The 25444-nt window shown below is 43.2% G+C and carries 26 protein-coding genes; 1 reads left to right on the forward strand and 25 read right to left on the reverse strand.

Going from position 1 to position 25444, the window contains the following annotated elements; genetic code table 11:
* Nucleotides 1-33: 33 nt before the first annotated feature.
* From IMZ16_RS07425 to IMZ16_RS07460, 8 genes are all read right to left on the reverse strand, one after another.
* Nucleotides 34-585: a serine O-acetyltransferase gene (locus tag IMZ16_RS07425; RefSeq protein ID WP_193439517.1), complete on the reverse strand. Its 552-nt coding sequence runs from the start codon at nucleotides 583-585 to the stop codon at nucleotides 34-36.
* Between the two features lie 23 nt (nucleotides 586-608).
* A complete protein-coding gene (locus IMZ16_RS07430; RefSeq protein WP_193439518.1) occupies nucleotides 609-1838 on the reverse strand; it encodes a glycosyltransferase in 1230 nt (409 codons plus the stop codon).
* Between the two features lie 134 nt (nucleotides 1839-1972).
* On the reverse strand, nucleotides 1973-3037 hold the full coding sequence (locus IMZ16_RS07435; RefSeq protein ID WP_193439519.1) for a Fic family protein: 1065 nt from the start codon (nucleotides 3035-3037) through the stop codon (nucleotides 1973-1975).
* A 4-nt stretch (nucleotides 3038-3041) separates the two neighbouring features.
* A complete protein-coding gene (locus IMZ16_RS07440) occupies nucleotides 3042-3605 on the reverse strand; it encodes a DapH/DapD/GlmU-related protein (protein ID WP_193439520.1) in 564 nt (187 codons plus the stop codon).
* A gap of 4 nt (nucleotides 3606-3609) precedes the next feature.
* Nucleotides 3610-4284: an NAD-dependent epimerase/dehydratase family protein gene (locus tag IMZ16_RS07445; protein ID WP_193439521.1), complete on the reverse strand. Its 675-nt coding sequence runs from the start codon at nucleotides 4282-4284 to the stop codon at nucleotides 3610-3612.
* Nucleotides 4281-5444: a glycosyltransferase gene (locus tag IMZ16_RS07450; protein WP_193439522.1), complete on the reverse strand. Its 1164-nt coding sequence runs from the start codon at nucleotides 5442-5444 to the stop codon at nucleotides 4281-4283. The genes IMZ16_RS07445 and IMZ16_RS07450 overlap by 4 nt, the downstream gene beginning before the upstream one ends.
* Nucleotides 5444-6277, reverse strand: coding sequence for a glycosyltransferase family 2 protein (locus IMZ16_RS07455; protein ID WP_193439523.1), 834 nt, complete (start codon nucleotides 6275-6277; stop codon nucleotides 5444-5446). Before IMZ16_RS07455 ends, IMZ16_RS07450 begins: the two co-directional genes overlap by 1 nt.
* Before the next feature lie 3 nt (nucleotides 6278-6280).
* A complete protein-coding gene (locus tag IMZ16_RS07460) occupies nucleotides 6281-7564 on the reverse strand; it encodes a nucleotide sugar dehydrogenase (protein ID WP_193439524.1) in 1284 nt (427 codons plus the stop codon).
* A 75-nt stretch (nucleotides 7565-7639) separates the two neighbouring features.
* Here IMZ16_RS07460 and IMZ16_RS07465 point away from each other — a divergent pair, with 75 nt between their 5' ends.
* Nucleotides 7640-8410, forward strand: a complete 771-nt coding sequence (locus tag IMZ16_RS07465) for an O-methyltransferase (RefSeq protein WP_193439525.1) — start codon at nucleotides 7640-7642, stop codon at nucleotides 8408-8410.
* A 1-nt stretch (nucleotide 8411) separates the two neighbouring features.
* Here the strand turns inward: IMZ16_RS07465 and IMZ16_RS07470 are convergent, their stop codons facing one another.
* The 17 genes from IMZ16_RS07470 to IMZ16_RS07550 form a co-directional block, all read right to left on the reverse strand.
* Nucleotides 8412-9350 carry a glycosyltransferase family 2 protein gene (locus IMZ16_RS07470; RefSeq protein ID WP_193439526.1) on the reverse strand — a complete coding sequence of 313 codons (939 nt, stop codon included), beginning with the start codon at nucleotides 9348-9350 and terminating at the stop codon, nucleotides 8412-8414.
* Nucleotides 9350-10306 carry a glycosyltransferase family 2 protein gene (locus IMZ16_RS07475; RefSeq protein WP_227411491.1) on the reverse strand — a complete coding sequence of 319 codons (957 nt, stop codon included), beginning with the start codon at nucleotides 10304-10306 and terminating at the stop codon, nucleotides 9350-9352. Before IMZ16_RS07475 ends, IMZ16_RS07470 begins: the two co-directional genes overlap by 1 nt.
* Nucleotides 10279-12069: an asparagine synthase (glutamine-hydrolyzing) gene (gene asnB / locus IMZ16_RS07480; RefSeq protein WP_193439527.1), complete on the reverse strand. Its 1791-nt coding sequence runs from the start codon at nucleotides 12067-12069 to the stop codon at nucleotides 10279-10281. Before asnB ends, IMZ16_RS07475 begins: the two co-directional genes overlap by 28 nt.
* Before the next feature lie 3 nt (nucleotides 12070-12072).
* The gene (locus IMZ16_RS07485; protein WP_193439528.1) at nucleotides 12073-13044 is read right to left on the reverse strand and encodes a glycosyltransferase; all 972 of its coding nucleotides are present in this window, start codon (nucleotides 13042-13044) and stop codon (nucleotides 12073-12075) included.
* Between the two features lie 4 nt (nucleotides 13045-13048).
* Nucleotides 13049-13840, reverse strand: coding sequence for a glycosyltransferase family 2 protein (locus IMZ16_RS07490; protein ID WP_193439529.1), 792 nt, complete (start codon nucleotides 13838-13840; stop codon nucleotides 13049-13051).
* A 9-nt stretch (nucleotides 13841-13849) separates the two neighbouring features.
* Nucleotides 13850-14995, reverse strand: coding sequence for a glycosyltransferase family 4 protein (locus tag IMZ16_RS07495; RefSeq protein WP_193439530.1), 1146 nt, complete (start codon nucleotides 14993-14995; stop codon nucleotides 13850-13852).
* Nucleotides 14996-15003: 8 nt separating this feature from the next.
* Nucleotides 15004-15948 (reverse strand): glycosyltransferase family 2 protein, encoded by a 945-nt coding sequence (locus IMZ16_RS07500; protein ID WP_193439531.1) that lies wholly within the window; start codon nucleotides 15946-15948, stop codon nucleotides 15004-15006.
* Nucleotides 15945-16757 carry a glycosyltransferase gene (locus IMZ16_RS07505; protein ID WP_193439532.1) on the reverse strand — a complete coding sequence of 271 codons (813 nt, stop codon included), beginning with the start codon at nucleotides 16755-16757 and terminating at the stop codon, nucleotides 15945-15947. Before IMZ16_RS07505 ends, IMZ16_RS07500 begins: the two co-directional genes overlap by 4 nt.
* Nucleotides 16754-17587: a glycosyltransferase family 2 protein gene (locus IMZ16_RS07510; protein WP_193439533.1), complete on the reverse strand. Its 834-nt coding sequence runs from the start codon at nucleotides 17585-17587 to the stop codon at nucleotides 16754-16756. Before IMZ16_RS07510 ends, IMZ16_RS07505 begins: the two co-directional genes overlap by 4 nt.
* 1 nt (nucleotide 17588) lies before the next feature.
* The gene (locus IMZ16_RS07515) at nucleotides 17589-18497 is read right to left on the reverse strand and encodes a glycosyltransferase (protein WP_193439534.1); all 909 of its coding nucleotides are present in this window, start codon (nucleotides 18495-18497) and stop codon (nucleotides 17589-17591) included.
* Nucleotides 18494-19342: a glycosyltransferase family 2 protein gene (locus IMZ16_RS07520; RefSeq protein ID WP_193439535.1), complete on the reverse strand. Its 849-nt coding sequence runs from the start codon at nucleotides 19340-19342 to the stop codon at nucleotides 18494-18496. The genes IMZ16_RS07515 and IMZ16_RS07520 overlap by 4 nt, the downstream gene beginning before the upstream one ends.
* Nucleotides 19343-19480: 138 nt before the next feature.
* The gene (locus IMZ16_RS07525) at nucleotides 19481-20344 is read right to left on the reverse strand and encodes a glycosyltransferase family 2 protein (RefSeq protein WP_193439536.1); all 864 of its coding nucleotides are present in this window, start codon (nucleotides 20342-20344) and stop codon (nucleotides 19481-19483) included.
* Nucleotides 20345-20350: 6 nt separating this feature from the next.
* Nucleotides 20351-21355 carry a glycosyltransferase gene (locus IMZ16_RS07530; RefSeq protein ID WP_193439537.1) on the reverse strand — a complete coding sequence of 335 codons (1005 nt, stop codon included), beginning with the start codon at nucleotides 21353-21355 and terminating at the stop codon, nucleotides 20351-20353.
* Nucleotides 21352-22329: a glycosyltransferase family 2 protein gene (locus IMZ16_RS07535; RefSeq protein ID WP_193439538.1), complete on the reverse strand. Its 978-nt coding sequence runs from the start codon at nucleotides 22327-22329 to the stop codon at nucleotides 21352-21354. Before IMZ16_RS07535 ends, IMZ16_RS07530 begins: the two co-directional genes overlap by 4 nt.
* Nucleotides 22326-23357 (reverse strand): polysaccharide pyruvyl transferase family protein, encoded by a 1032-nt coding sequence (locus IMZ16_RS07540; RefSeq protein WP_193439539.1) that lies wholly within the window; start codon nucleotides 23355-23357, stop codon nucleotides 22326-22328. The genes IMZ16_RS07535 and IMZ16_RS07540 overlap by 4 nt, the downstream gene beginning before the upstream one ends.
* On the reverse strand, nucleotides 23354-24586 hold the full coding sequence (locus IMZ16_RS07545) for an ABC transporter ATP-binding protein (protein WP_193439540.1): 1233 nt from the start codon (nucleotides 24584-24586) through the stop codon (nucleotides 23354-23356). Before IMZ16_RS07545 ends, IMZ16_RS07540 begins: the two co-directional genes overlap by 4 nt.
* Nucleotides 24587-24596: 10 nt before the next feature.
* A complete protein-coding gene (locus IMZ16_RS07550; protein ID WP_227411492.1) occupies nucleotides 24597-25439 on the reverse strand; it encodes an ABC transporter permease in 843 nt (280 codons plus the stop codon).
* Between the last annotated feature and the right edge of the window lie 5 nt (nucleotides 25440-25444).

The raw sequence follows: 25444 nt of genomic DNA on the forward strand, positions 1-25444 counted from the left end.
AAAAATAAACAGAATTATTGCGGAATTTGTAATTTAAATTTTATTATTGATGTAGCCTTCGGTCGCATTTTTTTTCTCGATGATTTTTGCGGGATTGCCCACCACCACAGAATTTGAAGGCACATCGGTCGTCACATAGGAATTTGGCGCAATCAGCACATTATCACCAATTGTGATGGCGCCCACAATCACGGCATTTGTTCCTATCCATACTTCATCGCCAATAATCGGTGTACCTTTCTTCTTGCCGCGGTTGGATTGGCCAATCGTTACACCGTGTGCAATATTGCAGTTTTTGCCGATTTTCACGGCCTTGTTGATGACTACCGTTCCCCAATGACCAAGGTATAGGCCTTCGCCGATTTGCGTTTCCGGATAAATCTGAAAACCGTAGCGTATCTGTAATTTCCGTAGCAAGACACGCCAATAAATTCCCAGCGGATTTTTCTTCCGGTGCTGCTGGCATTTCCTCAAAACATAGATGTAGTGCAAGTTTGGGTTGATGAGTTTCCGCCGGATTTGCAGCGCATTCAGCCACTTTCCGCTTTCCCGGAAAAAATCTTTTTGGATGATGGTGTAAGGCATATCGCAAATTTAAACTTTCTCCACTAAAGGCTGTCGATAATATCCGTGATTTTCTTCACCGAAGATTTTAGTTCAAATGGCGGCTCATAGTTTTCCAGCGCGTTTTTATAACTAAATTTTTCGGTGAGTGCCTTTTTCATTCCCTGGTAAATTCCTTCCTCCGAATTTTCTACGATTAAGCCCAAGTCTCCGTCCAGAAGCATTTCGCGAACTCCCGAAACATCCGTAGCGATGATGTTTTTCTTCAGCGTGATGGCTTCGAAAAGTACGGTGGGAAAGCCTTCGTAGCGCGAACTCAGCACAAAGTAGTCCGCGTTTTTGAAGTAGGGATAAGGGTTATCTGTAAAGCCGGTCATTTCCGCTGAATTTTCCAAGCCAAGCTCTGAGCGAAGCTTTTTAATGTTCTCGAAATCATAGCCATCGCCCACGATTTGGATTCGGTGCGGCAGGCCTTCTTCCAGCAATTTTTTATGAACCCTCAGCAATCTGTCAAAGCCTTTCTGTGGGAAAACCGTGCCTACGGAAAGGAACAGCGGCGTTCTCTGCACCAAGTCCTCACTGAACGAGAGGGGAGCTGCGCCGCTCTCTGTGGGAAAATCTTTAGTCTGGATTCTTGCTTCCTGCCCTTGGCTCTCAGGTCTTGGCTCTCGGCTTTTGGATAAGATTTCTTCCGTATCCAGCGGATTGTAGATGCGCACGATTTTGCTGCGCTCTTCATCATTTTTGGCTAAGGATTCGAAATCGCTTTGGATGTGCTCGGAAATTACCAGGATTTTATCAAAGCCGAAGAACTTGCGGATTTCCTCATCGGTATAGTTGTGGAACTCGGTTTTGCGCAGGTCATTGTGAATCCACACGATTTTTTTGGAGGATTTCAGCGGTGAATTCAGGATTTCGTCGCGGAAACCATGTATCGCTGCAAACTCTATGTCGTAGGTTTTACCTTTTAGAATGAACTTGTAAAGCAGCTTCGGAAACCTTTTCAGCAGCCACTGATAGGCAACGCGCCAGGCTTTTTTCGGGATGTCCTTCGGGCGATTTGTGGTAATCATTTCGCCTTTGTTTAGGTACAAAACATTAATCCACCCTGGGATTTCTGAGAGATACTTGCCGGAATACAGGTTCAGCAGCAGGTCGATTTCGTATTTTTCCGGCGGAAGATTCTTCAGGAAAGTAGCCAGCACCTTCTCTGCTCCACCGTGCCTTAGCGAACCAATACGGATTAGAATTTTCTTTTTCCCTGCCGTTTTCATACACTATCCATACTTTATCTATACTTTATCTGCGGATTATCTGTGCCGTGCCTGATGTTCTCTCGTGTTAAGAAAATAGAATTTTTTTAACATAAAAAAAATATGTGTTAAAAAAAATGAGTTTAGTTAACTTGTTATTGTCCGGATAAAATACTGGCTAAATTTACATTGATAAAATAATTGTATTTGCCTACTTTCACTTTTTCCAATAAGCCGATTTCGCTAATCTGATCGAGGTAGCTGGATGCGGTCTGCCGAGAAATGCCCAAATCTTTCACAAGGAAATCAATTCTTGTGTAGGGAAACTTGAACAGGTTGTTAAGTAAATCCTGGCTGTAGATTTTTGGGAGCTCTGCTCTCATTCTGTTCTTATAGCGCTGCAGTAGTGTGCGTATTTCATCAATTTTTATCACGGTTTCTCCCGCTGTTTTTTCAATACCTTCCAGAAAATACAAGACCATAGTTTCCCAGTCTTCGTTATCGCGCACATTCTGCAAAACTGTATAGTAATCCTGTTTGTTCTGAGTGATGTAGCGGCTAAGGTAAAGAATGGGCAGGTTCAGCAGGTTTTGCAGAACGAGGTAAAGAATATTGATAATCCGCCCTGTTCTTCCGTTGCCGTCGTAAAACGGGTGGATGCTTTCAAACTGATAATGGATTACGGCCATTTTAATAAGTGGATCCAGGGCGGAAAAATCACCGTTATTGATGAATTCCTCCAAATTTGCCAGCAGGGTTAAAATTTCTTCTCTGGATTGGGGCGGTGTATAAACCGTTTCACCGGCGCTGTTTTTTAGCACGGTGCCACTTTGGCTACGAATTCCGGCAGAATTCTCCACTAGGATTTCCTGAATTTGCACAATATGCCTGTTCAGCAACATATTTTCTGAGCGAACGATTTCAAACCCAAACTGCAATGCCCTGGAGTAATTGTACGCTTCTTTGGAAGCGGCAGAAGTGTGGATGTCAATGTTCTCTTTATAGAGCTCATCGTGCGTGGTTACAATGTTTTCGATTTCGCTGCTGTCTTTGGCTTCCTGTAGAGAGAGCGTGTTGATCAGAATGGTTTCATTCGGGATTGTTTGTGCCACACCTTTCAGTTCAGCTAAGGCTTTGTGAGAGCGCACAAGCTGCTTTAGGATTTTCACCGTGTCGAAATCAAAATCCGGCGGCAATGGTTTTAGCTGGAAGTCTTTCATCGCGCTACAATTTCACAGGCTTGTATTTGTGCGGCAGGTTTTCGCTGATGTATTTCTCGAGGGCTTTTCTGTCCTGCTCCAGTTCACGGGGGTACGCGGTGTTGTTTTTCAACAGCCTTTCGCCATATTCATCAATAGTGCAGATGTATTTTGCGGGTGTGCCTCCGTAAACCGAATTGTCGGGAATTGAGCTGCTGACAAGGCTGAGGGAGCCTACGATACAATTGCTGCCTATAGAAACGCCCGGCAAAATTATCGTACCCTTTCCTATGAAAGTATTGTTTCCGATTTTGATTCTCCCAAAATTTCTGCCATCGCTGTAGCTTTCAAGCCTTTTTGTAACTCTTGCATCGCCGGCGTGATTGATAAAGCTTGCGCCTTCTGCCAAGGTGACATTATCGCCAATTTCAACCAAGAAAGGCTCAGAACCGAAATTTGGAATGCCCTCGATATAAAGGTTTTCGCCCACCTTCATACCTTTACTTTTGGCAATTTCAAGCGTTGCTTTTTTGACAAGGTTATGCCATTCGGTGCGCAGTTTTAGAATTATCCGATAGAAAAATATCATTGGGCTAAGAATAGTATTTCGTAATAAGGTTGGTGAGGTACAGCTGGTGATTTTCCTTGCCTTTGTCAAAAAAATAATCTGCTATTTGAGGTATCTCGATGTCATAGCTGTCACCTTTTTCCGTGTAAATTTTTTTTGCTGGTTTATCCAAAACTCTTTCAAATGTGCTCACGATTTCACCAATTGGGAAAGACTTTAGGTAAGCTATATTAACGGTAGAATTTCCCTGCGGATTCTGCAAAATCAATTCCGTAATGTTGGCAAGGTCTTCAACATCGATGAGGTTTCTGGTTGCATTAGTGTGTATTTCAATCGCCTCGTTGTTTAGAATGCTTCTATGCAGAAAATTTAAAAGCAGGTGAGGATTTCCACCATTTCCTACCGCATTGCTTACCCGTAAAATCAAAAAATTATCACTTTGGCTGCGGATTAAATCTTCCATTTCAAGCTTGTGCTTCACATACAGGCTTTCTTTTTTTGAAGAATCTAAAACGCTGCAAGTAGAAAAATACACCAGTTTTTTATTTTCTGTGGTTTGCCTTTCAATTAATTTTCGCTCTCGTTCAAATTGCAACGGGTTGGTTTCCAGTGAATTGGAAACGCCTGCAGCCAGAAATACCACATCATCCCTATCAATATTTCGGATGGCATTAGCTATGAGGCCGTTTCCAATTATCATTTTTCTGCTAAATTAAGTAATATGCCTTCGATTTTATCAAAAATCTTTTGGTTGTCAAACATTTCTTCGCTATTCCTTAGGTTTTCATTGATTGTTTGTAAAAGTTCTGGATTAGTTAAGAAATTTTTCATACCGTCATAAATGGACTGCTCATCATAGTTCATCAGGTAGCCGGTTTTTTCGTGCGTTATCATTTCAGGAATTCCGCCAACATTAGTTGCCAAAATCGGTTTTTTCAGGATAAGTGCATCGGCTATTACCAGTGGCCAACCTTCTGATTCTGAAGGCATTATGAAGTAATCCGCATTCTTTATATAAGGGTAGGGGTTGGTTTTGGTGCCAAGTAAATGGAATGTATTTTCAACCTTTAGTTTTTTTATCTGCTCTTCCAAACTGGCCCTTTCCTCGCCATCTCCAACGATGTAAATGTGGTGGGAATATCCGTCAGCAATGAGTTTTGCGTGTGCCGAAATTAATTTATGGAAACCTTTTCGCGAATGAAGCCGATTGACGGAAACGAAGATTTTATCGCCCTGCAAAACCGGTATTTCAGCCAGCGATTTGCTTTTAATTTCATCAATCGGGATGGGATTTCGCAATATTTCGTTTGGCGGAAGCTTAATGTGCGGATAGCTTTCTGTGAAAATATCTTTTGATTGCTTCGAACCGAAAATAAAAAAATCAAATTTTGGGATTTCGCCAAGGATTTGCGGAACTTTTGGCTGAAGTTTCGGCACTGTGATATCCGAATGAAACCACCCGATTTTCTTCGAATTTTTATTGGAAGAATTCAGAACCATCGGGAAATCATTGTAGGTCATCGCGATTTCCACATCGTAGCTGTCTTTCAGAATTTCTTTGTCGATGATTTCCGGCTTTCTATTCAGCCTTGCCAGTTTTCTTTGTCGAAGAAACAGCTGTATTTTTTGGATTAGCGGATTTTTGGATAAATCTTCCCTTCCTTTTGCCAAGAAAACTTTGCGCACGGCCTTCGGGAAATCATCACGCAGCTCACCTTGATTCAGGCTTAGCAGAACCGCCATTTCAAACTTTTCCCAGTCCAGATTGTTCAGCAGGCTTAGCATCACCTTCTCTACGCCGCCCATTTCCATAGAGCGGTGCCGGAAAAGTATTTTGGTTTTTTTCCTATTTGCAGTCATCAACCTGTAATTTTCTCCCAAAAAATTTTCAGTTTCTTTTTTATTCTGTATGGAATTTTATTCTGGTACTCCAGCATCTCGAAAATCTTTTCGCTGCCCGGATATTCGTCCGGAACAGGTACGCCGTTGATTGATTTCAGGTTCCGCCTTTTCATCGCAGCAAAAATCACTTTGCCAAAATTTTCTTTTGCCTTATTTTTGGATGAGCTTTGGGAAATTCCCTTTTCGTGGCGGCGGTATAGATAAAGGTTTTCCGGGATGAATTTTGCATCGCCGTGCTCAAGCAATTTTAGATATAAGTCCTGGTCTACAGCAGAGCTCAGGCTTGTATCTATGCCGGAAGTTTTATCAAAGGCTGATTTTCGGAAGACAAAGAGTGCATTGATCTGAGTGGGCAAATTGAAGAAGTACGGGTCATTGTAGATCTGCCGAATCTGCTTAAAGTCATACATAGGTTTCAGGTCGCTGTCGCAGAAAGTTATTTTCGAATAAGCAGCTATAATATTTTCATTTGTAAATGCCTGTAGGCATCTCTCCAAAGCATTCTCGGCAATGGCATCATCCGGATCAAGATAAGCACAGAATACGCCGCGCGCCTCCGTGGCGAGTAGGTTTTTCACATAGCCCACGCCTTTGTTTTCCGGAAGCTCAATCAGCCTGAACCGTTCATCGCTGCCGATGATTATTTTGATGACTTCCACGGAATCGTCCGTAGATTTATCATCAATGATTACCGCTTCCCAATTGCCGTAGGTTTGCGCAATGATGGAGTTATAGCAGTCCTGAAAATACTTGCCGTTATTATAATTGGCGATGAGCAGCGATACTTTCATAGTTTACAATCTTGCATCTACCGTATTTCTCTCCAGAACGCTCTTGCAGTCATACACGACCCCAGGATTTTTAATGTAATTTGGCAGTTCAAATTTCAAAAATTCATCGTGAGCCACTGCTAGAATGATAGAATCAAACTTTTTCCCGGTCAGTTCTTCGCGAGAGATCAGGCTTATGCCGAGCTCGTGCTCTACCGCCTGAGGATCTGCCCAGGGGTCATACACACTTACCGTGCAGCCGAATTCCTGCAGTTCCGAATAGATATCCACCACCTTCGTGTTGCGGAAGTCCGGGCAGTTTTCTTTAAAGGTAATCCCCAGCAGCAGGCATTCCGCGTCCTTAATCTGCATACCCTTGCCAATCATCATTTTTACAACTTTATTTGCGATGTATTCACCCATAGAGTCGTTTACCCGCCTGCCGGAGAGGATCACATTCGGTATGTATCCTGCCTGCTCCGCTTTGTATGCGAGATAATAAGGGTCTACACCTATGCAGTGCCCACCCACAAGCCCCGGGCGGTATTTCAGGAAGTTCCATTTGGTGCCTGCAGCTTCCAGCACTTCGGTGGTATCGATTCCTATTTTATCGAAGATAAGTGCCAGCTCATTTACAAAAGAGATATTCACATCTCGCTGCGCATTTTCGATGGCTTTAGAAGCTTCCGCAACCTTTAGAGAAGCCGCTTTGTAGGTGCCCGCCGTAATGATGGAGCGATACAGTTCATCCACAAAATCTGCCGTTTCCGGCGTAGAACCGGAGGTGACTTTTTTTATCTTGGTTAAAGTATTCACCTTGTCCCCCGGATTAATTCTCTCCGGAGAATAACCCACGAAAAAATCCTCATTGTACCTTAGCCCGCTTTCCTGCTCAAGTATCGGCACGCAGACCTCCTCAGTACAGCCCGGATAGGTAGTAGATTCGTAGATTACCGTATCCCCTTTTTTCAGGATGGAGCCAATGCTTTTACTCGCAGATTCCAGAGGCTTCAGGTCCGGGCGGTTGGACGCGTCAATCGGTGTCGGAACGGTGATAATGAAGACATTGCAGTCCCTGATGTCTGACAAATCATCTGATATGCTAAGGCCATTGCCTTCAGAGCTCAAAACTTCCCTTAGTTCGGCTTCATCGGCTTCCATTGTGCTGTCTTTTCCGCCCCGCAGTTCGCTTACCCGGCGTTCTGAAATATCATAGCCCACCGTGGGGTATTTCTTGGAAAATTCAATAGCCAGCGGAAGGCCTACATAGCCCAGGCCTATTATTGCTATTTTTGGCTCTTTTGTCATCTTTAATTTTATTGATCCCTGCAAAGATAAAAAACGCAGCACTAAATTTTTTATTTTTGCAGAATATTAGAACTCATGAGCGAAATTTCCCGCATTGCCCAAACTTTTTTGGCCTATCTGAAAAGGCCGGACCTTTATCCAGAACTTGCCCGCAAGGTTTATAAAAATATTTTTCGCAGAAATGCCGCATTTAAAGGGAAGGAGAAAACCAATGCCTGGGCAAAAGCCAGGGCGGTAAGCCAGGAAGAGGCGATTAAGCAGCTTTTCGGGACGGTGCCGAAGAAGTTTTCCGAGAGCTTCCCGCAGGATTTTGCGTCCGCAGAAAAGCGCCAGGCGGAATGCCCTGTGAAAATGGGCGGCGCCGGTGCGCTGGAGCTGATTTATTACGCCTGCGAATTCACAAGGGCGAAGAATGTTCTGGAAACCGGTGTGGCCTATGGCTGGTCGTCCTTTGCGGCGCTGAAGTCTTTAGAGAAAAGGGCAGGCACGCTTTACAGTTCGGATATGCCTTATCTTGCACTTGATGGTGACAGGTTTGTAGGCTGCGTTGTTCCCGACGAATTGCGTAAAAACTGGAAACTTTTCCGCTTTGCAGACCGGGAATCTCTGCCGAAGATTTTTGAGGAGCAGAACGTATTTGATGTGGTGCACTACGATTCCGACAAATCCTACCAGGGAATGAAGTGGGCGTACAGCCAGCTTTATCCGCGGTTGCGCAAGGGCGGCGTTTTCATCAGCGATGATATAAATGACAACTCTGCCTTTCAGGATTATTGCGAGGAGCAGAACATCCAGCCCACCGTTGTGGATTTTGAAGGAAAGTTTGTAGGGGTTTTCGTGAAGTAGCTCAAAACAGATCCTTCCGGAAATTGATGTTGTACAATCCTGAGCGGATGCCCTTATAATCGCTGAGGAGGCCGCCGAGAATCATCTGCCATTTTCTAATGCCATCGGCATTGGCAATTTCAAAACTGCGGTGCATTCTGCGGATGTGCGTTTTTATATCATCTGGAATTCGGGCTTCAGTTCCCGACCAGTCTTTCAGGGATTTCCAGAGTTTCACGCGGGTTGTAGCTGGCTTTATTTTCTTTGTATCCACCTGAGAAATGCGGTTGCTTTCGTGGATGCCACGCATTGCCACGGCTTCGTCTATAATTCCTGGATAAAGAGCGGCATACCAGGAAAGCCTTACCAAAAAATCCGTATCCTGGTGAAGACGAAGTGTGGAGTTCATCAGTTCGTTAATTTTAGCCAAGGCGCTTTTTCGGATGGTAATGGCATCCATATGGAATAAGCCAAAGCTTCCGCGGAGCCCAAGCAATCCCGGAAAAACATCTTCGGGCGGATGTTTTTTATAAACGGTGGTGAGCTTTTTGCCATAAACCTTTTGATATTGCTCCCTTGCTGCATCAGACCAGTAGTGAACACCTATGGCGCCGTAAACGCCTTCAACTTCCGGGTTTTCAAAAAGTTTCTTTTCCGCATCGAAGCGGTTCGGCAGGTAAAAATCATCGGCATCCAGAAAGGCAATGAAATCGCCTGTTGCCTTCTCGATGCCCAAATTGCGGGAGGCACCGGCACCGTGATTCTCCTTGTCAGGATGCTGAAAAAGTTTCACCCTGCTGTGTTTGTTCTCGAGATTTCTGCAAACTTCCAGCGCATTGTCCGGAGATTTGTCTTCTACCAAAATCACTTCCGAAACCTCATCAAACTGCAGCGCAGATTCCACCGCGTTGCCTACATATTTCTCGGCGTTGTAGACAGGTATTATGACGGAGATTTTCATCAGCGTTTCAGAAAAGTAAAGCGGTATCTTGTTTTTAGGATGTCTTTGTTCCGCAGAATTTCTCTCGCAAAGTTAATATATTTATGAATTGGCTTCTGCAGCGCAAGTTCGAAAGCTGTCTTTTTTAGCCTGATGTGTTCGCTATATTGCATAGGCATCGCTTTATCAAGGCTCCATTCGTGAAGAGAGTTCCAAAGTAAAAACTGACTTTCGTTATATTTCTGCGAATATATCGGGATTTTCGTAATCCTGTTATCATCGTGCACACCACGGATAGCAACAGCTTCGGTAATGTTTCCGCTTTTAAGGTGCGCACAGTAGGAGAGTTTGATAATGAAATCCGTATCCTGATGTACCCTTAGCTTTCTGTTAAATTTCAATCCGCACTTTTCCAGAGCGGTTTTTCTGATTGTAAGCCCGTTTAAATGAAAGAAAGTACCAAAGGAGTTGTCCAATCCCAGAAGTCCGAAGAACACTTCTTTGCCTTCGGCTTGTTTTTTTACCGTGGTTAATTGGATTTGCCCAAATTTCTGATGGAATTCCTCCCTGCCTTTTTCGGTTAGAAATTCAGTTCCGATGGCGCCAAACACACCGTCGATATTTTCGTTTTTAAAAATTTCCCGCTCTGCATCAAACCTGTTGGGAAGGTAGTAATCATCGGCATCCAGAAAGGCGATGAATTCCTGTGATGCCTTTTGCAGCCCAAGATTTCGTGTAGCTCCTGCACCGTGATTTTGCCGATCGGGATGCTGGAAAAGTTTTATGCGTTCGTCTTTATTCAGAAGATTTCTGCAGACATCCAGCGAGGCATCTGGTGAGCCATCTTCTACGAGCAGCACCTCCTTCACTTGCGGAAACTGCAGCGCAGAAGCCACCGCCTTTTCCAGAAAGCGCTCAGCGTTATAGACAGGGATGATGACGGAGATGTTCATATGCTTATCAATTTGTTCGACCAAATTCCCAGCTGCAGAAGGTTCCAGTGCTGTTTGCCGCCGTTTAAAAACGGCTGGGCAGCGTTGTAATTTACTAAATCATAAACTTTGTTCTGCTTACTTCCCAGAATTTCATTGCTAAGAGTCTTCATTGAATCTGTATTTAGCCAGGCAGAAACCGAGGAACCGAAGCCCTGCTTTCTGCGTTGGCGGATGCTTTCAGTCCAATATTCTCCTACGGCTTCGCGAAGGATTATTTTATCACTTTCCCCGGTAATCTTCAGGTTTTCAGGCAGCGAAATGCAAAATTCCGCAAAATCTTTATCCAGAAAGGGTGTGCGCACTTCCAGTGAATTGGCCATTGCCATCCGGTCGGATTTTACCAGCATATTCCCTGGTACATATTTTTCCAAGTCGGTTCGCATAATGTCATTCAGCGAATCAGGATGGGCGGAGAAGCTATAGGCCTGCCGGTATTTTGCATTAATGCCCAGCGCTTGGATTTCCGAATCGGCAAAATAATTCCGCACAAAGTTCTGGTGGAAATCCAGAATGCTGCTGTACTCAAGATTTTTTTGGGTAATGAAAGAAACCGTTCTGAATTTCGACCAGAGTTTCAGTCCGAATTTTGCGACAATGTTTTTATAGCTGAAATGGCTCCTCAGCTGATGTTCCACCCTGTAGAAATCGTAGCCGCCGAAGAGCTCATCGCCCACATCCCCCGCAAGAATTACCGTGAGGTGCCTGGCTGCCGCTTCACTGATGTGGAACTGCGGCGTGTAGCTCATATCGGAAAAAGGCTCGTCCAGGAATTTTGCCGCCCGCAGAATTTCTTCGGCAATATCGCCGCGGTTTTCGTGGATTTCTATATGTTTCGTTTTGTATTTATCGGCAATTTCCCGGGCAAATTTCAGCTCGCTTCTTTCGCCTTCGTAGCCGAAACTTATCGTGGTTTGCTTAGGTAAAAATTCGTTCACCATTGCCACAATGGTGGAGGAATCCAGCCCTCCGCTCAGAAAGCTGCCGACTTCCACATCGGCTACCAGCTGTTTCCTCACTGCATTTTTTAGAAGGTGTGTGAATTCTTCCTTCGCTTCGGCAAGTGAGATTTGGTCGTCGTTTTTCGGTAAGGAATAGTAGCGCTTCAGCGAAACTTTGCCGTCCCTGAAAATTAAAAAATGTGCGGGCGGAATTACGGAAATGTTTTTGTAAATGCTTTGCTGGGCGCTTATATAGCCGTATTTCAGAAAGTGATAGAGGGCATCTGGACTGATTTCCGGCTGCACCAATCCGGAAGCTAAAATCGCCTTGATTTCTGATGCGAAGATGAATTCCCCATTTTTTCCGAAGGCGTAATAAAAGGGTTTTTCGCCGAAGCGGTCTCTTGCGCAGAAGAGTTCCTGCCGTGCGTCGTCCCAGATTGCGAAAGCAAACATCCCGGGAAGTTCGTTCAGCATTTCGCTAGCTTTCTCCTGGTACATTGCCAGGATTACTTCTGTATCCGTGCTGCTTCTGTAGGGGTAGCCGTATTTTTTCTTCAGATCCTGGTAGCCGTAGATTTCTCCGTTGAACACGATGCATTCCTTCTTGGAAGCGGAAAACATTGGCTGTGCGCCGCTTTCAGAAAGGTCCACAATGGAAAGCCTGCGGTGCCCCAGCGCTGCGTTTTCGAAGAACTCGAAACCTTCAGCATCGGGACCGCGATGCGCAATGCTGTTGGCCATCCTTTTCAGGTGCCCCCGGTAGTTTTCTGCATTTGGTGTGATGATGCCTGCTATTCCGCACATAGATTATTGATTATATCTCAAAAAAACTTCGTTAAACTTCTTCATCACGGTTTCCGGCAAAAATTTTTTAAAACGGTGGGCTGCGTTTTTCGTTAAATCCGCATCCAGCAGTATTTCCTGTAGGCTGCGCTTGTCGGTATAGTAGTACGCCTCCTCGCCAAGCTCCATTATGTGCGCTTTTTCCGGCGCACCGGCAAAGGTAATCACAGGCTTGCCCATCAGCGCAAATTCCGCCACGGTAATGCCGAAGGTTTCGCCGCGCTCTCTGGCGTGAAGCAGTGCGTCGCAGGTGTTGATGAATTTCACCTTTTGCAGCATATCCGATGAAGGCGGCAGGAAGATGATGTTTTTCGGCAGGCTTCTCCACCAGGATTTTTTCACGAAAGGGCTTACGCCCATAAAGATGAAAAAAATATCGCGGTACTTCCTCGCGGTTTTCTCCACCACTTCCTGCGCAAATTTTATGTTGAAGCTTGCGGCGCCGCCGTAATAGCCGAATACTTTGGCATTCTGCGGTATGTTCAGTTCGCTTCGCAAGTTTTCGTACGTACTTAGCGGGATGTTCACCATATGCGGTACGAAGGGTGCTTTGCCACCAGTCATCACCTGAGACAGCCATTCCGAAACATAGGCGTACACATCGCCGTGCGGCTCGTAGTATTTGAAAACCGTGTGCACGGCGCTTCGGCATTCCTTGGTGTCGATGCCGTCGATATTACCGTTTTTAATATTGTAGAACAGGTCGAAATTTCCTTTGCGGATGAAGCCGTCAATTTCATTCGGGTCAGAATATTCCAGAACTTCGAAGCGTTTTTTGAATTTTTCGATGCCGGCAGGATGATTGGTGGGCAGGGTTTTGTTGTAAATAATGACGGCCTGATGCCCCAGGAATTCTTCACTGAAATGTGCATAATCGTACAGCGCGGTAGATTGCCCGCGGTAGTTCAGCTCGTTCTCGTGAAAAAGGATTTTCATATTTCTACCAATTCAATAGTCGCCTGATTCGTTTTTTAATTCTCGCCAAAATGCGCGGCGTAGGATATTTCTTCAGGTCGTTGTGCATAAACAAGCCTTCGCCCTGTGCAATTTTAAAATCTTGCTGTACCCACCACGGTGCGATGATTCTTTCAAACTGCACGCCCTCTCCTGCAAAGGGCGCAATTTTCTGCAAAAATAATTCTTTCCGCATCAGGAAGGGATTGTTCGTCCAGTTGGCCCAGCGGGATGTAGTTACAAAAAATTTTCCTTTCTTCTGGATTTTATCCGGAAATTGCTCGGCGGGATCCAGCCAGTGCAGCGATTCAAGCAAGTGCGGTGAAGATACTTTGTGCCAGTCGTCGTAATAATTCAGCTCGTTGCCTTTGTGCCTGATGGAATATAGCGGATGCCCGGGCTTTTTCCGGCTCCTGAAACGGATGATGTGAAAGCCGTTGTTCAGAAGTTCCAGGCCTTCGCTGAGTTCTGCGGAAAGTGTTTCGCAGTTTTCCACTAATTCCCAATCGTTCTCCAGGAAAAGGAAATGCTCGTATCCTGCATTTTCTGCAAGCCTGATGATTCCTTTGCCTATGCCGATGTTTTCTTTCAGGCTGATGAATTTTACACCGAATTTCTTCGCCAGTTTTTCATCGTGTGTGCTGCCTTCCTGAAAGAGGATGGTGATGTCGTCCGACAGATCCAGAAGCCCGTTTTTCTGGTAGGATTTCAGGGAATTTTCCAGAGATACGCGGTTATTCCAGGAAAGGATGCAGATGCTGATGGGAAGTTTTTCCATTATTACAGATTATTTTATACCTTCCATCAGTGCGGCCATTTTTTCAGCATAGACATCCCATGTCTGGTCTTTTACTTTTTCGTGGGCGTTTAGGCAGAGTGCACGGTAATCTTCTTCGGTCATTTCAAAAATTTTGCGGATAGCTGCAGCTACGGTATTTACCTCTGTATTTTCGAGATAAATACCAAAATTGTTTTCTTTTCCGTAATCCATCTCAAACGCCTCATATGGCTTTATTATTATAGGCGTATAGTTATACATACACTCTACAGTGCTGGAGTATGCCGCCCAAGTTTCGGACGGGTTTACAAGGATTCTGGCATTGGTTACAAGATTGTAGTATTGCTTTCGTTCTGTAGGGTTACCTTTATCCAGGTATCCATAGCAGTTAATGTTTATATCCCCCTCCTCCAGCAGCAGCCTTTCTTTAGCGATATTTACGATATTTAGGGTAATATCAGGATAATCTCTGCGGAGTAACCTTGCCGCCCGCACAAGTTTTCGGGCTCCTTCAAGATATTTCATTGAACCTATAAGAAGCAACTCGTATGATCGTTGTTTGATGGATAAGATTTCGTTTTCTGGAAGCCTATTATCATTCAGATCGTTAACAACATTAGAACCAAGGTGGCGCACTGGTACATTGTGCCGTTCCGAAATTAGCTTCTGCGCATCTTGGAAAAGAGATATTACTTCTTCAGAATTTTTAAATGTCAGAGTTTGGTAATTTATAAACCATTTTTCAAAGAAATAGGGTTTTCGCTGGAGCCTGTCCAGGATCATCATATCATAACTCCAATCGTGCAATAAAATGGTAGGTGCCGTGCTGAATTTATTGTAAAAATCAAAACTTAATATTAGGACAAAATCTATTTCAGGGTGCTCCTTTACAGCTTTTCTAATTTTTTGGTAGGTAAGAAGGCGGTGCAACGGTGTCTTCACATAGCTGTACTGATGCCCCTTCCAAAATTTTGAAAGAAGTTTCTCGGGATATTTTCTCCAGAGATTCTCCATTTTTGCATTTGGCGATATGTCAATGCGGATCAGCTCATATCCAATTTTGATAAGATTTTCCCCGAGAAGAAACGGAACATTCGACCACGCCTTAGGAGACCTGGAGTCACCGTAGCAGATGTATAATATTTTCTTACCCATTTTTTTGATTAAAGATTTAAAAAAGCGTGTGGCGCAATGATTGCCGTTTCTCGATGTTTACCAATAGTCTGAAGATTTGGCAGAAAGTATTTCATCATATCCCATTGTTCTTTTCCATCTCTAAACCTCCCTTTGAGCATTAATTTTATAAAATCCGTCCAAAGCTCTCTCTTTACAGTATCAGCTTCGAAATAGTGTAAAGGATTAAAATACACTGCTTGCTTCTGTAGCCGGAATGATAGCCATTTCTCTCTTATCGGGTCCTTGCCAGCCATTTTTTCCTCATTTTTTTTTGCATCGTGCACTACCTTACTACCAGGGGCAAAAAACAGCTTCTTCTCCTTGAATGCCAATCTGTTTACATATTCGTAATCTTCGCCGTAATGAAAGTAAAAAGGATTAAAGCCGCCAACTTTTTCTATTGTTCCTTTAGGTAATAGCCAATGTGCTGCATTTACAAAATTCATTTCATAAAATGGCTGCAGGGTTTGCAGGTAGCTTTCTCCGATGAAGTTATTTATATCTACGCTTCTCGCTATGTACCGCTGGAAGTGTGGGTCCAGCCGCAATTCGCTACCATCAAGATGCATCGGGCTTAGTATCCCGATTTCTTCTTTGTGAGGATGGTTTTCGTAAACCTCCAGCAGTTTTTCAAACGAATCTTCAAAAATCCAGGCATCCTGGTTCATCAGGTAGAAAAATTCTGCGCCCTGCTTGTAAGCCTTTTCAATGCCGATGTTGTTCGCCTTCCCGAAGCCAAGATTTTCCTCGGATTGTATGAACTCCACTTCTGGAAAATTTTTTTTAATGAAATCCTGCGTGCCATCCGTAGAGCCGTTGTCTACCGCGATGGTTTTCACGGGTACAGAGCTGCGGCGCAAACTGCCGAAGCACCGCTCTGCCCACTTCATAGCGTTGTAAGTAGCAATGATGACGAAGAAGTTAGCTTTCATATTTTTACTTTAAGTTTTTTCAGCACTTTGCCAGAGAGCCTTCTTAAATTCGCCAGCATTGCATCGGTTTTTGAAACCTCCAGCATCCGTTCTCCCACAATTCCATATTCCTGCTGCGGAAAAGAGACAAGGCGTTTCAGGCCTTTGGTTTCGTTGTTCACCATATTAAACTGATGAATCAGCTGGATGTACATCGGGTTTTTATTGTCAATTACAATATCAGGATATCTGGCATATACAGGATGCCTGTCCTTTATCACGGTTTTTGCCTGCCGTGTTTTTTCTACCAGGCTTACGAAAGGGCTTCCCGCCATGTAGGCTTGGCTTACGGTGGCCCTGTTTCCCGGAAGAATTGCAAGCTGAAAGCCGATCCTTAAATCAATCACGAAATCGTTCCGTGGCTGAAAATATTGCTGCACCGTTTTCACATAATCCCGATGAAGCATATCATCATTATCAATATCGGCAGAGATGATGAAATCCGTATTTTGGCTTTGGGCGAAATCTTCCACGAAGGCTGCCATCATAGGGAAATCTTTCACGAAAACTGGTGTGAAGTTTGAAAATTCTTTTTCAAAATCCTTGATTTTTTCACGGTAGAAACCGTTGGTCTGCTCATCGAAGAACACCAGCCAAACAAAGTTTTTCTCCGACTGATTTTTAAAAGACGGGAAGCAGTATTTGCCGAAAATCTCAAAGCGGTCTCTCAGCCACTCTTCGGAAAGTGCTTTGTGGCCGGTTCTTGTGGTCGTCCAGCTTTCCGTGGGCACATTAAAGCGCGTGGTGATGATGTGGGTAAAGGTGTTCACTTAAAAAGTTTTACGATTTTATCATAAATCTTATACGGCTTGCTGCTGTATATTTTCTCAAGTTTCTGCTCGTAAAAAAGCATTTTGCTCAAAACCTGAAAATAATTTGGGTAATACTCATAAATCACATCCTTATGGTTTTCAAAAATCAGAATTCCGGAGCGCTTTCTTCTCGCTGCATCTTGCTTTCCCGCATCGTGCGCAGATTTTCCGTGCTTCCTGTATTTAAAAATTTGATAATCAATCTTCTTTACATTGCTGCTCCTATCCCGGTTTTTCTTGAACAGCCTTATCCAGTAGTCCCAATCCTCTCCTGGCTGCCCAAGCGGCTCATCGTAGAAAACGCCCTCTGCATCTTTGCGCTGGAACATTGAAGTTATAAATAATCTGTTGGTAAGCAGTAGATCCTTCAGCCCAAATTGCGGCGCAGAATTACTGCTTTTCGGCTCTATGCCTTCGCCGAAGGAAGTGGTGTCCGAAAACACTACCAGAAGTTCCGGGTCTTTTTCAAATTCTTTCACTGCCTCTTCCACGCCTCTTGGGTTCAGCACATCGTCACCATCCAGCATCAGCAGGTATTTTCCGTTGGCGTTCCTCAGCCCGTTGTTTCTTGCGGCAGAGACGCCAGCGTTCTCTTGGTAGAAATATTTAATGCGGTCGTCTTTTTCTGAAAAAGATTTAATCACGGCGGCAGAGTTGTCCTGCGAGCCATCGTCTGTTACCAGGCATTCCCAGTTTTGATAAGTCTGGTCAAGCACGGATTGTAAGGCTTCCTTTATAAAGCCTTCCTGATTGTAGCAGGGAACGATGATGGATACTTTGGGCTGCATATTATTTTAATAAGTCAAATGTTTTGTACCGGTACTTTAAATTGATAAAGGCTGCTATCCTTTTATGGAGGGGTAATGATGCCAGGTGTCTACTGCAGTCGTCCTTTACTTTATTTTTGTAATTATGATAATACTTGCCGTCAAGGTGAAAGCTATCCGTCAGCAGTTTTACAAAAGGTATACCCCTGGCTCTTCGGTTTAAAACCTTTAACGATAATGCCTTAGGTGTTTTTTTCCCGCCGGCCGCTACTCCTATCGTCTGGTTGTCGTGCTTTCTGTAATGCGTCAGCACCTCATCTATTATTAAGAACCCGTTTACCGCGGCTGCTTTAAGTGCCAGTTCATAGTCGTGGCTTACCAGCCTGTGAATTTTTTGAAAGGGCAGGTATTTGTCTTTCGCCTCCGAAGTAAGCGCCATAGACATCCCCGGGAAAATATTGCCTTTAAAAATCAGGAATTCCAGCAGCTGGTCATTATTCCACGAAACATCAAAATCGGGACGATTCCAAAATGCGCCTTTGAAAAAGCCTCCATTTTCCAGCAAAACATCTATACGGTGGGCGAAAACTTTTTTGTCGGGATTAGCCTTTGCTGCCTGCTTTACCCGCGCAACTTTTTCTGGAAGCCAGATGTCATCCTGGTCACTGAGGAAAATCAAATCACCGGTGCAGAGGTTTATCGCTTTTTCAAAGTTTTTGATGTATCCCAGGTTTTCATCATTGTAGTGCAGGGAAAATATCCCGGGGTGCCTATTCCGGTAGCCTTCAAGTATCCCCCTAGTTCCATCCGAAGAGCCGTCATCACAAACCACGATTTCGTCCACGGGCACCGTCTGCTGCAGGATGCTGTCCAGCTGTTCGGCGATGTACCTCCCACCGTTGTAAGAGCAGAGCGCTACGGATGTTGTCATTTGCTGAATATTTTCCGGATTTTCAAATAGGCCTTTAGTACTTTTGTGGACTGCAGCTTTCTGATATATATTTTCTGGTTGTAGTTTTCGTTATTAACTTTTCGCAGAAGGAAATTCAATTTATTGAATAACATATCCTTTACCTCCTGGTTGCCCGATGTATAGATTAAACTATGCACATCAAAGATATTCTGATATACCAGCGTGAAATTTTTACTCAGGCTGTTAGGGTTATGCCGGTAATAGACTAGTTTTTCATCTATGAGTTTATAGGAGAAGCGGGGCAGGCTTGTCAGCTGTATCCAAAACCACCAATCCTCCTTTGCCTTTAGCTGCTCGTTAAATTTGATGTCTCTGATTCTGCTTTTGTTGAATAATCCGCAGTGGATGGGGATGTTAAAATCCAAGTCCCACCGCGAAATTATATTGTCCGTGTTTACTTCATATTTAGTGATGTCGCAAAAGGGCGGGGTCACATTGCCATCCGACACCATATAAAAATTTGTGAGAATGACATCAAAAGTTTCGCTGTCCGTTATGGACTTTTGAAGCTTTTCGCTGTCCATATAGTCATCACAATCCAGAAACTGTATCCACTCTCCCTGTGCCATTTCGATTCCCGCATTGCGGGCAGAGCTCAGGCCGCCGTTTTCTTTTTTAAGGTATTTAAAGCGCGGGTCCTTTTCCAGCCAGCGCTTGGCTACTTCCTCGGTATCGTCCGGGCTGCCGTCGTTCACGATGATGCACTCCCAATCCTGAAAGGTCTGCTCCAATACGGACTGCAATGCTTCATCCATATACTGGGCCTGGTTGTAACACGGGACGATGACGGAGATTTTAGGCATTGGTGTTTCTTTTATTCTAATGGCTGTTTAAACCGGTGCAAAGATAATCTTAAAAAACTTTTATAAGATGTGGTCCTTCGCGAGACCTTATATTTAGCCCGCAAGTTTTGTATAATTTATGAGAAAGCGCAGGAAGAACTACAGCCTGTCGTAGAATTTTACAAAGCCAAGCCTGTTTCCGAGTTTCAGCCAGCGCGATTTTTTCAGCAGGTCGAGTTTTCTTTCCCAGTCGGCTTTTTCGCGGTCGTAAAGATTTTTGCGGACATAGTTTTCACTGAAAACAGCCTCAATATTATTGCCCCTCCGCTCCGCTGCGTGCAGCACCGCGAGCGTGTGCCAGTAAAAGGCCTTTTCGCCGTTTCCAAAAGTAGAAACACCCCCGGTGTGAATTCTGTACAGATACAGGTCTTCATCGATATAATGCACCGGGGCCGCGTCGTACAGCTTCAGATACAGGTCCTGATCTACCGCTCTTCGGAAGAATGGATTGATGCCGGATGTTTTTTGGTAAACGCTTTTCTTGAAGGTGGCGAAATGTGAAATTTTGCCCCCGAAATTATAGAAGTTGATATCATCATTCTTTACCAGGGAGCATTTATAGGTAGATCTTGGGTTCAGGTTTTCATCACAGATGACAAAATTGGAATAGATGAGCCCTGCCTCCGGATGCTTAGAATGGGCGCTGTTCATTTTTTCTATGGCATTCCCTACCAATGCATCGTCGGGATCCAGGAAGCCGCATATCTCCGAAGTTGCCAGTTCCACCAGGCGGCGTTTGGTATAGCCCACGCCCTGGTTCTTTTCGTTTTCAAAAACTTTGAAGCGGCTATCGTCGCCAATGATTTCCTTTATAATCTCGAGGGAGTTGTCGGTGGAGCAGTCGTCAAGGATTATGGCTTCCCAGTGCTGCTCGGTTTGCCTGAGAAGGCTTTCGTAGCAATCTTGGAAGAACTTTCCGTTGTTGTAATTGGCGATGAGGAGGGATAGGAGGGGCTTTTTCAAGGTGCGTTATTTTAATAAATCTCTATAAATATCCATATGCATTTTGGCGACTTTTTCTATGGAGAATTCTTTGTCGCTGAAGCTTTTGTTTCTGCTGCCCAGTTTTTGGAAATCCTCTGCTGCAGCCTGCATAGCCGCCGCTATGGATTCCACATTCTTCGGGATGAATGCGGGGTTTCCCGTGGTTTGCAGGATCTCGTTGATGTTCCCGGTATTCGGGCCTATTACAGCCTTGCCAAAGCTCATCCCCATATAGACTACCCCGGAGTTCAGGGAATCGGTTCTGGGGCTTATGATGATATCTGCGCTGTTGAAATAATCATTAATTTCCTGTTCTGAGAGTTGGCCAGTTTTAAAAGTTATATTCCTTTCCGCGAGCATTTTGCTTTTTTTCAGATATGCCCGTTTTTTTAGGAATTCTCTTTTCCTGAAATTTGGTGTTTTTCCCAGCAGGGAATTAGTGATGATCAGAGCGGTATCCTGCCTGTTGAGGCGCAGGAATGCGTCTACGATCTGCTGTTCTTCTTCGGGTTTCCTGATCTTGCCGAAAGAGAGAAAGGTTATTCTCTCGTGGGGTTTGGGATCTACGGTAATCTGCGCATTGTAGTTGGGATGCGGGACATAGAAATTGTTGGCCTGCGGATACAGGCTGAAGCTACGCCTGCCCAGGTGTATTATGGCGTCGGCATTTTGGTAAACGGCGTCGTACAGCTGGCGGTCATTGGGGTGGTTGCGGTGCGGCAAGGCATTGTGCAGGGTAGCCACGATTTTGGTGTTCCTGTTTTTCCAGTAGATTATTCTTTCCTCGAGTTTCTTTAGGTCTTGCTGTGAAACCTCGCGCCACCAAAAAAGTTCCTCCGGCCACTGTATATGCACTATGTTGAAAGGGATATTGGAGGTCCAGAAATTCTGCCCCTCGGTAGCAATCTCGCTTTCTTTAGCAATCTCGTTTACCAGGCAGCTGAAATAGCTGTTCGGCGAGCGGTATTCAGAGGGCAGGAGGATTTTCATTTTTTCACTTTCTTTTCAATTCTTTCGATATAATCAAAAATATAAGTTTTTTTCAGGGTAAAATTCGGGAAATACCTAAAAAGTTTTTTCTCAAGTTTTACAGCGATGGAGTCTTTTTTTGTAACGGGGATAGCTATGTTGTCTATTTTTTCAAAATTCCTGTTATTTGGATTATAAGCAGAGGTGAATATTTTTTTCAAAAATTGATATTCGTACTGTATTCTATTATTTAAATAGTCTTTATCCAGCTCGTTGTTTTTAATGAAAAAATTAAATTTATTTAAAACTTTTATCTGAGAGTTTAAATGCACCAGGTTAAATCCTCCGGTCATTATTGAGTTTTCTCTTTTTAAATAGTTTAGCAAGGAATAATTTATGCCAATAACTTTTTTTGCTTTCTTGTAGATATCAAGATTTAAATATATGTCCTCAAAATACATTTGTTCTGTAAACTTAAAGTGATTTTCAATCAGAAAATCTCTTCTGTAGCACTGCGTCCACGCATTAATTGGCAGGATTTTGTATTCCGCTATGTATTGCGCACCAGATAGTACTTTTGTGTTTGACGGGGCATTTATGTTTTCCCAGCCGTTTTTTTTATTATCTTCAAATACGACTGTGTTGTTGAATATTACTATCTCGGGATATTGATTTGCTATTATGGTGTTAAAGATTTTCAGCAAAGCATCATTGTCAGATAAATGGTCATCGCTATCTACGAACCAAATATATTCACCCTTAGCCTTGGGCAGTCCATAATTCCTAGCAGAGCTAAGGCCGCCATTAGGTTTTGAGAATATTTGTATCCTCGGGTCCTGGAATTTATTTTTTATGATTTCAATGGACCTATCTGGTGAAGAATCGTCAATAATAATGATTTCAAAATCTTGATAGCTTTGATTTAAAATGCTGGATAAGCACTTTTCAATATATTTTTCAACATTGTAAACAGGGATAACAAAAGAAAATTTCATTTTATTTCTTTTATTAATACTTCGAATTTTTTTTCCAAATTCTTTTGTGGCGTTCTGTGGTTGCCTTTTTCCGCAATAAGTTGGTTTAAATTTTTAAAAGCATTTTCTATCTCCTCAATGTTATCAATAAAAACAGTATTGGTAGAGTCGGCAATCCAGTTGTAAGATTCTTTTATTTTGTGATTGTAGTTGGTTATTGCAATACAGGGGGTGCCGGTGATCGCAGATACTATCATCCCGTGTAGCCTGTCGGTAACGACTAGGGATGAACTATTGAAAAGTTTAATCTTCTCATCGATCAATTTTTGTCTGAAAGATGCATTATCTATTTCGGTTGTTCTATCTTCATAGAACATATCCGTTATAACGACCTTTTTACTTTGCTGCTCTAAAAAAGAAATGATTCGTTGTCTTTTTTTATCATCCAACACACTTTCCCTGTCACTTCGCAATACTCCAACAGATAAGGGCTTATTATCAATGCCCCCCGTATTCTTAAAAGTTGGGTGATATTGTAGTACGATATCGGGCACTAGTATTACTTTGTTATTAAAATATTCCTGAGCAAAATCGAAAGATTTTTTTTCTCTTGCGCAAATTGTCAAGTCTTTATGAAGGCTATAAATTTTCACGCTCTCCTCTAGTTCTTTACGCCCTTTCTCACTTTCGGAAAAGAAAATGGTTTGAGGTAAGATAATAATTTTATTCTTCGAGAATAGAGTGATTATATCTCGCCTCAGTTTCTCGTGATGGATGTACTCGTCGCCCAGGTTCCCGCCACCGTGTAGTAAAATAATATCGTTCTTAGAGATGAATTTCCTGAATTGAATAAAATCTTGGACTGATTTCTCATTTATTTCAATGAGATCATACTCTGGAAAATTCTCTTCAAGAAACTGGATTTCAGCCACAGAAATAAAGTGATCACCTATGTTTATGTGGGTAGGCGTCTGGAGGAGAAATAATCTTTTATCTTTCTTTTTGACGGTGATCTTTAAAAATAACTTCAGTCTATCTTTGAGAGTCATTGGATTCTATCGATTGGGTTGTTTTGAATATAAAGATTAGCTTTGGTGAATGTAGTTGAATAGGTAGATGTTTCTAGCCCCCTGATAATTATCTGCGTAAAGCTTTTATATGCACATAAATTTTTACCGCCTAACTCTTGTTTTTCGTAAATCATATAGGAAATAGTATATTCCCCGTTAACTAAATTTACTTTAGGAAAAACGATTTTAACTTTTTCCCCTTGGTCTGTATTAATATAATGATGCACAATATCACCAATGTAGGTGTTCACCAATTTTAAATCCTTATCTATAAAATCAATATTGATAGAATAGTCTTTGATCTTAGGATCAGTGATCTTTACATCAAATTCAAGAATAATATCATCGCCATAAGAAACAGAAACTTTCTCTTTTCCATTATAAGTGTTGATCCCATTAATAAGAAAATTAGACAACTCCGCACCGTTATTTAAGACGGTACCTTTTTCGCCTTTAAACTCCTCAAAATACATTTCAATGCCTTTGTGGACATTGTTCCCAATATAATACTCCTTTCCGTGACGCATAAAGAGCACAGAATCGCACACTCGGGAGATTTGCGGCATAGAATGGCTTACGAAAATTACTGCAGCATTCTGCATAATCTCCTTCATTTTATTGAGCGACTTGGTTTTAAACCCCGCATCGCCAACCGCCAGTACCTCATCTAAAATCAGCACATCCGGCTCTGTATGTGCTGCTACAGAAAAGCCAAGGCGCACCTTCATCCCGGAGCTATAGTACTGAACGGGGGTGTCTATAAACTCCTCCAATTCAGAGAACGCTACAATTTCATCAAACTTTGCACGGATTTCTTTTTCAGTCAATCCCAAAACAGCGCCGTTGTTGAAGATGTTCTCCCTTCCGGTCAATATAGGATTGAAGCCGGCGGTTAATTCTATCAGCGCGTTCACTCTTCCGTGCAATTCCACCCGGCCTCTGTCCGGAGCTATTAGGCCGGTAAGCACCTTCAGCAGGGTACTTTTGCCGGCACCGTTGTGCCCCAGCAGCCCCAGGCATTCCCCGCGCTTAACTTCAAAACTAATGTCGTCAACCGCCCAGAATTCTTTTTTCCTTAATTCCCTCGGTTGGTCTGAGCCAAAAACACTTGCTCCTAAATCCTGCAGTCCGTACCATAGTCCAAGATTCAGGTCCTTACAGAATTTTTTGCTTACATGCTCTGCTTTTATTAGTATTTCCTCGCTCATTTCATTTTGATTACATTCTTTCTACAATCACAGGGATTGACACCCTATAAAATACCCAGCCAAAAAATCCAATAAATACAGTGGCAATTAAAATAACAAGCAGATACGCCGGATTATCGAGCCCGTCACCGATTGCAAGATTTCTGGTGGAATTAATCAGTGGAGTGAGCGGGTTGTAATCAATGAACTTCTGAAGGGAAGGGAATTTCGTTTCCTTATACACTACCGGCGTTATATACATTAAAAAAGACAAAGCCATCGGTATGGCCCTCCCGATGTCTTTATAAAGCATCCCTACGGGAGTTAGCAATAGCCCGATGCTTATTCCAAAAAAGATAATGAAAAGAAGCATACCCAAAAACCCGGCAAATGAAAGCACTCCCGGGAAGAAACCGAATATTAGTAAAACACTTATTATAATGATGAGTTTTATTCCCGTGTTAAACAACAGGTTATAAAATCCCGAAATCAAAATGGCTTCCTTTGGAAAATTAATTTTTGAAATCAGCGCTCTTGCGGAATTTGTCCCAGTAAGCGGCATATTGACGGATTCTGAAAAAATTCCCCAAATCATCGTTCCCAGAAAGACAAATAAGGGATAGGGGATGCCGGTACCTGTAACATTTATCGCGCCGGAAGCACTAAGAAATATCCATACTATGGCGTTGGTAAAAGGTGTGATAAATGCCCACAATATACCAAGAACGGACTGCCTGTATTCTGCTTTTTTGTCCCGGATGAAAATTCTTTTTGCGAGGCTTAAAGAAGATGTAAAATCTTGAAACATCTCCTGCAGAAGTTTCCCTAAACTTTTTTTTTGGCTTTTCGGTTCGTAAACTTGAATGTTATTCATTTTAG

The sequence above is a fragment of the Cruoricaptor ignavus genome (genome assembly GCF_014961145.1).
Classification (GTDB): Bacteria; Bacteroidota; Bacteroidia; order Flavobacteriales; family Weeksellaceae; genus Cruoricaptor; species Cruoricaptor ignavus.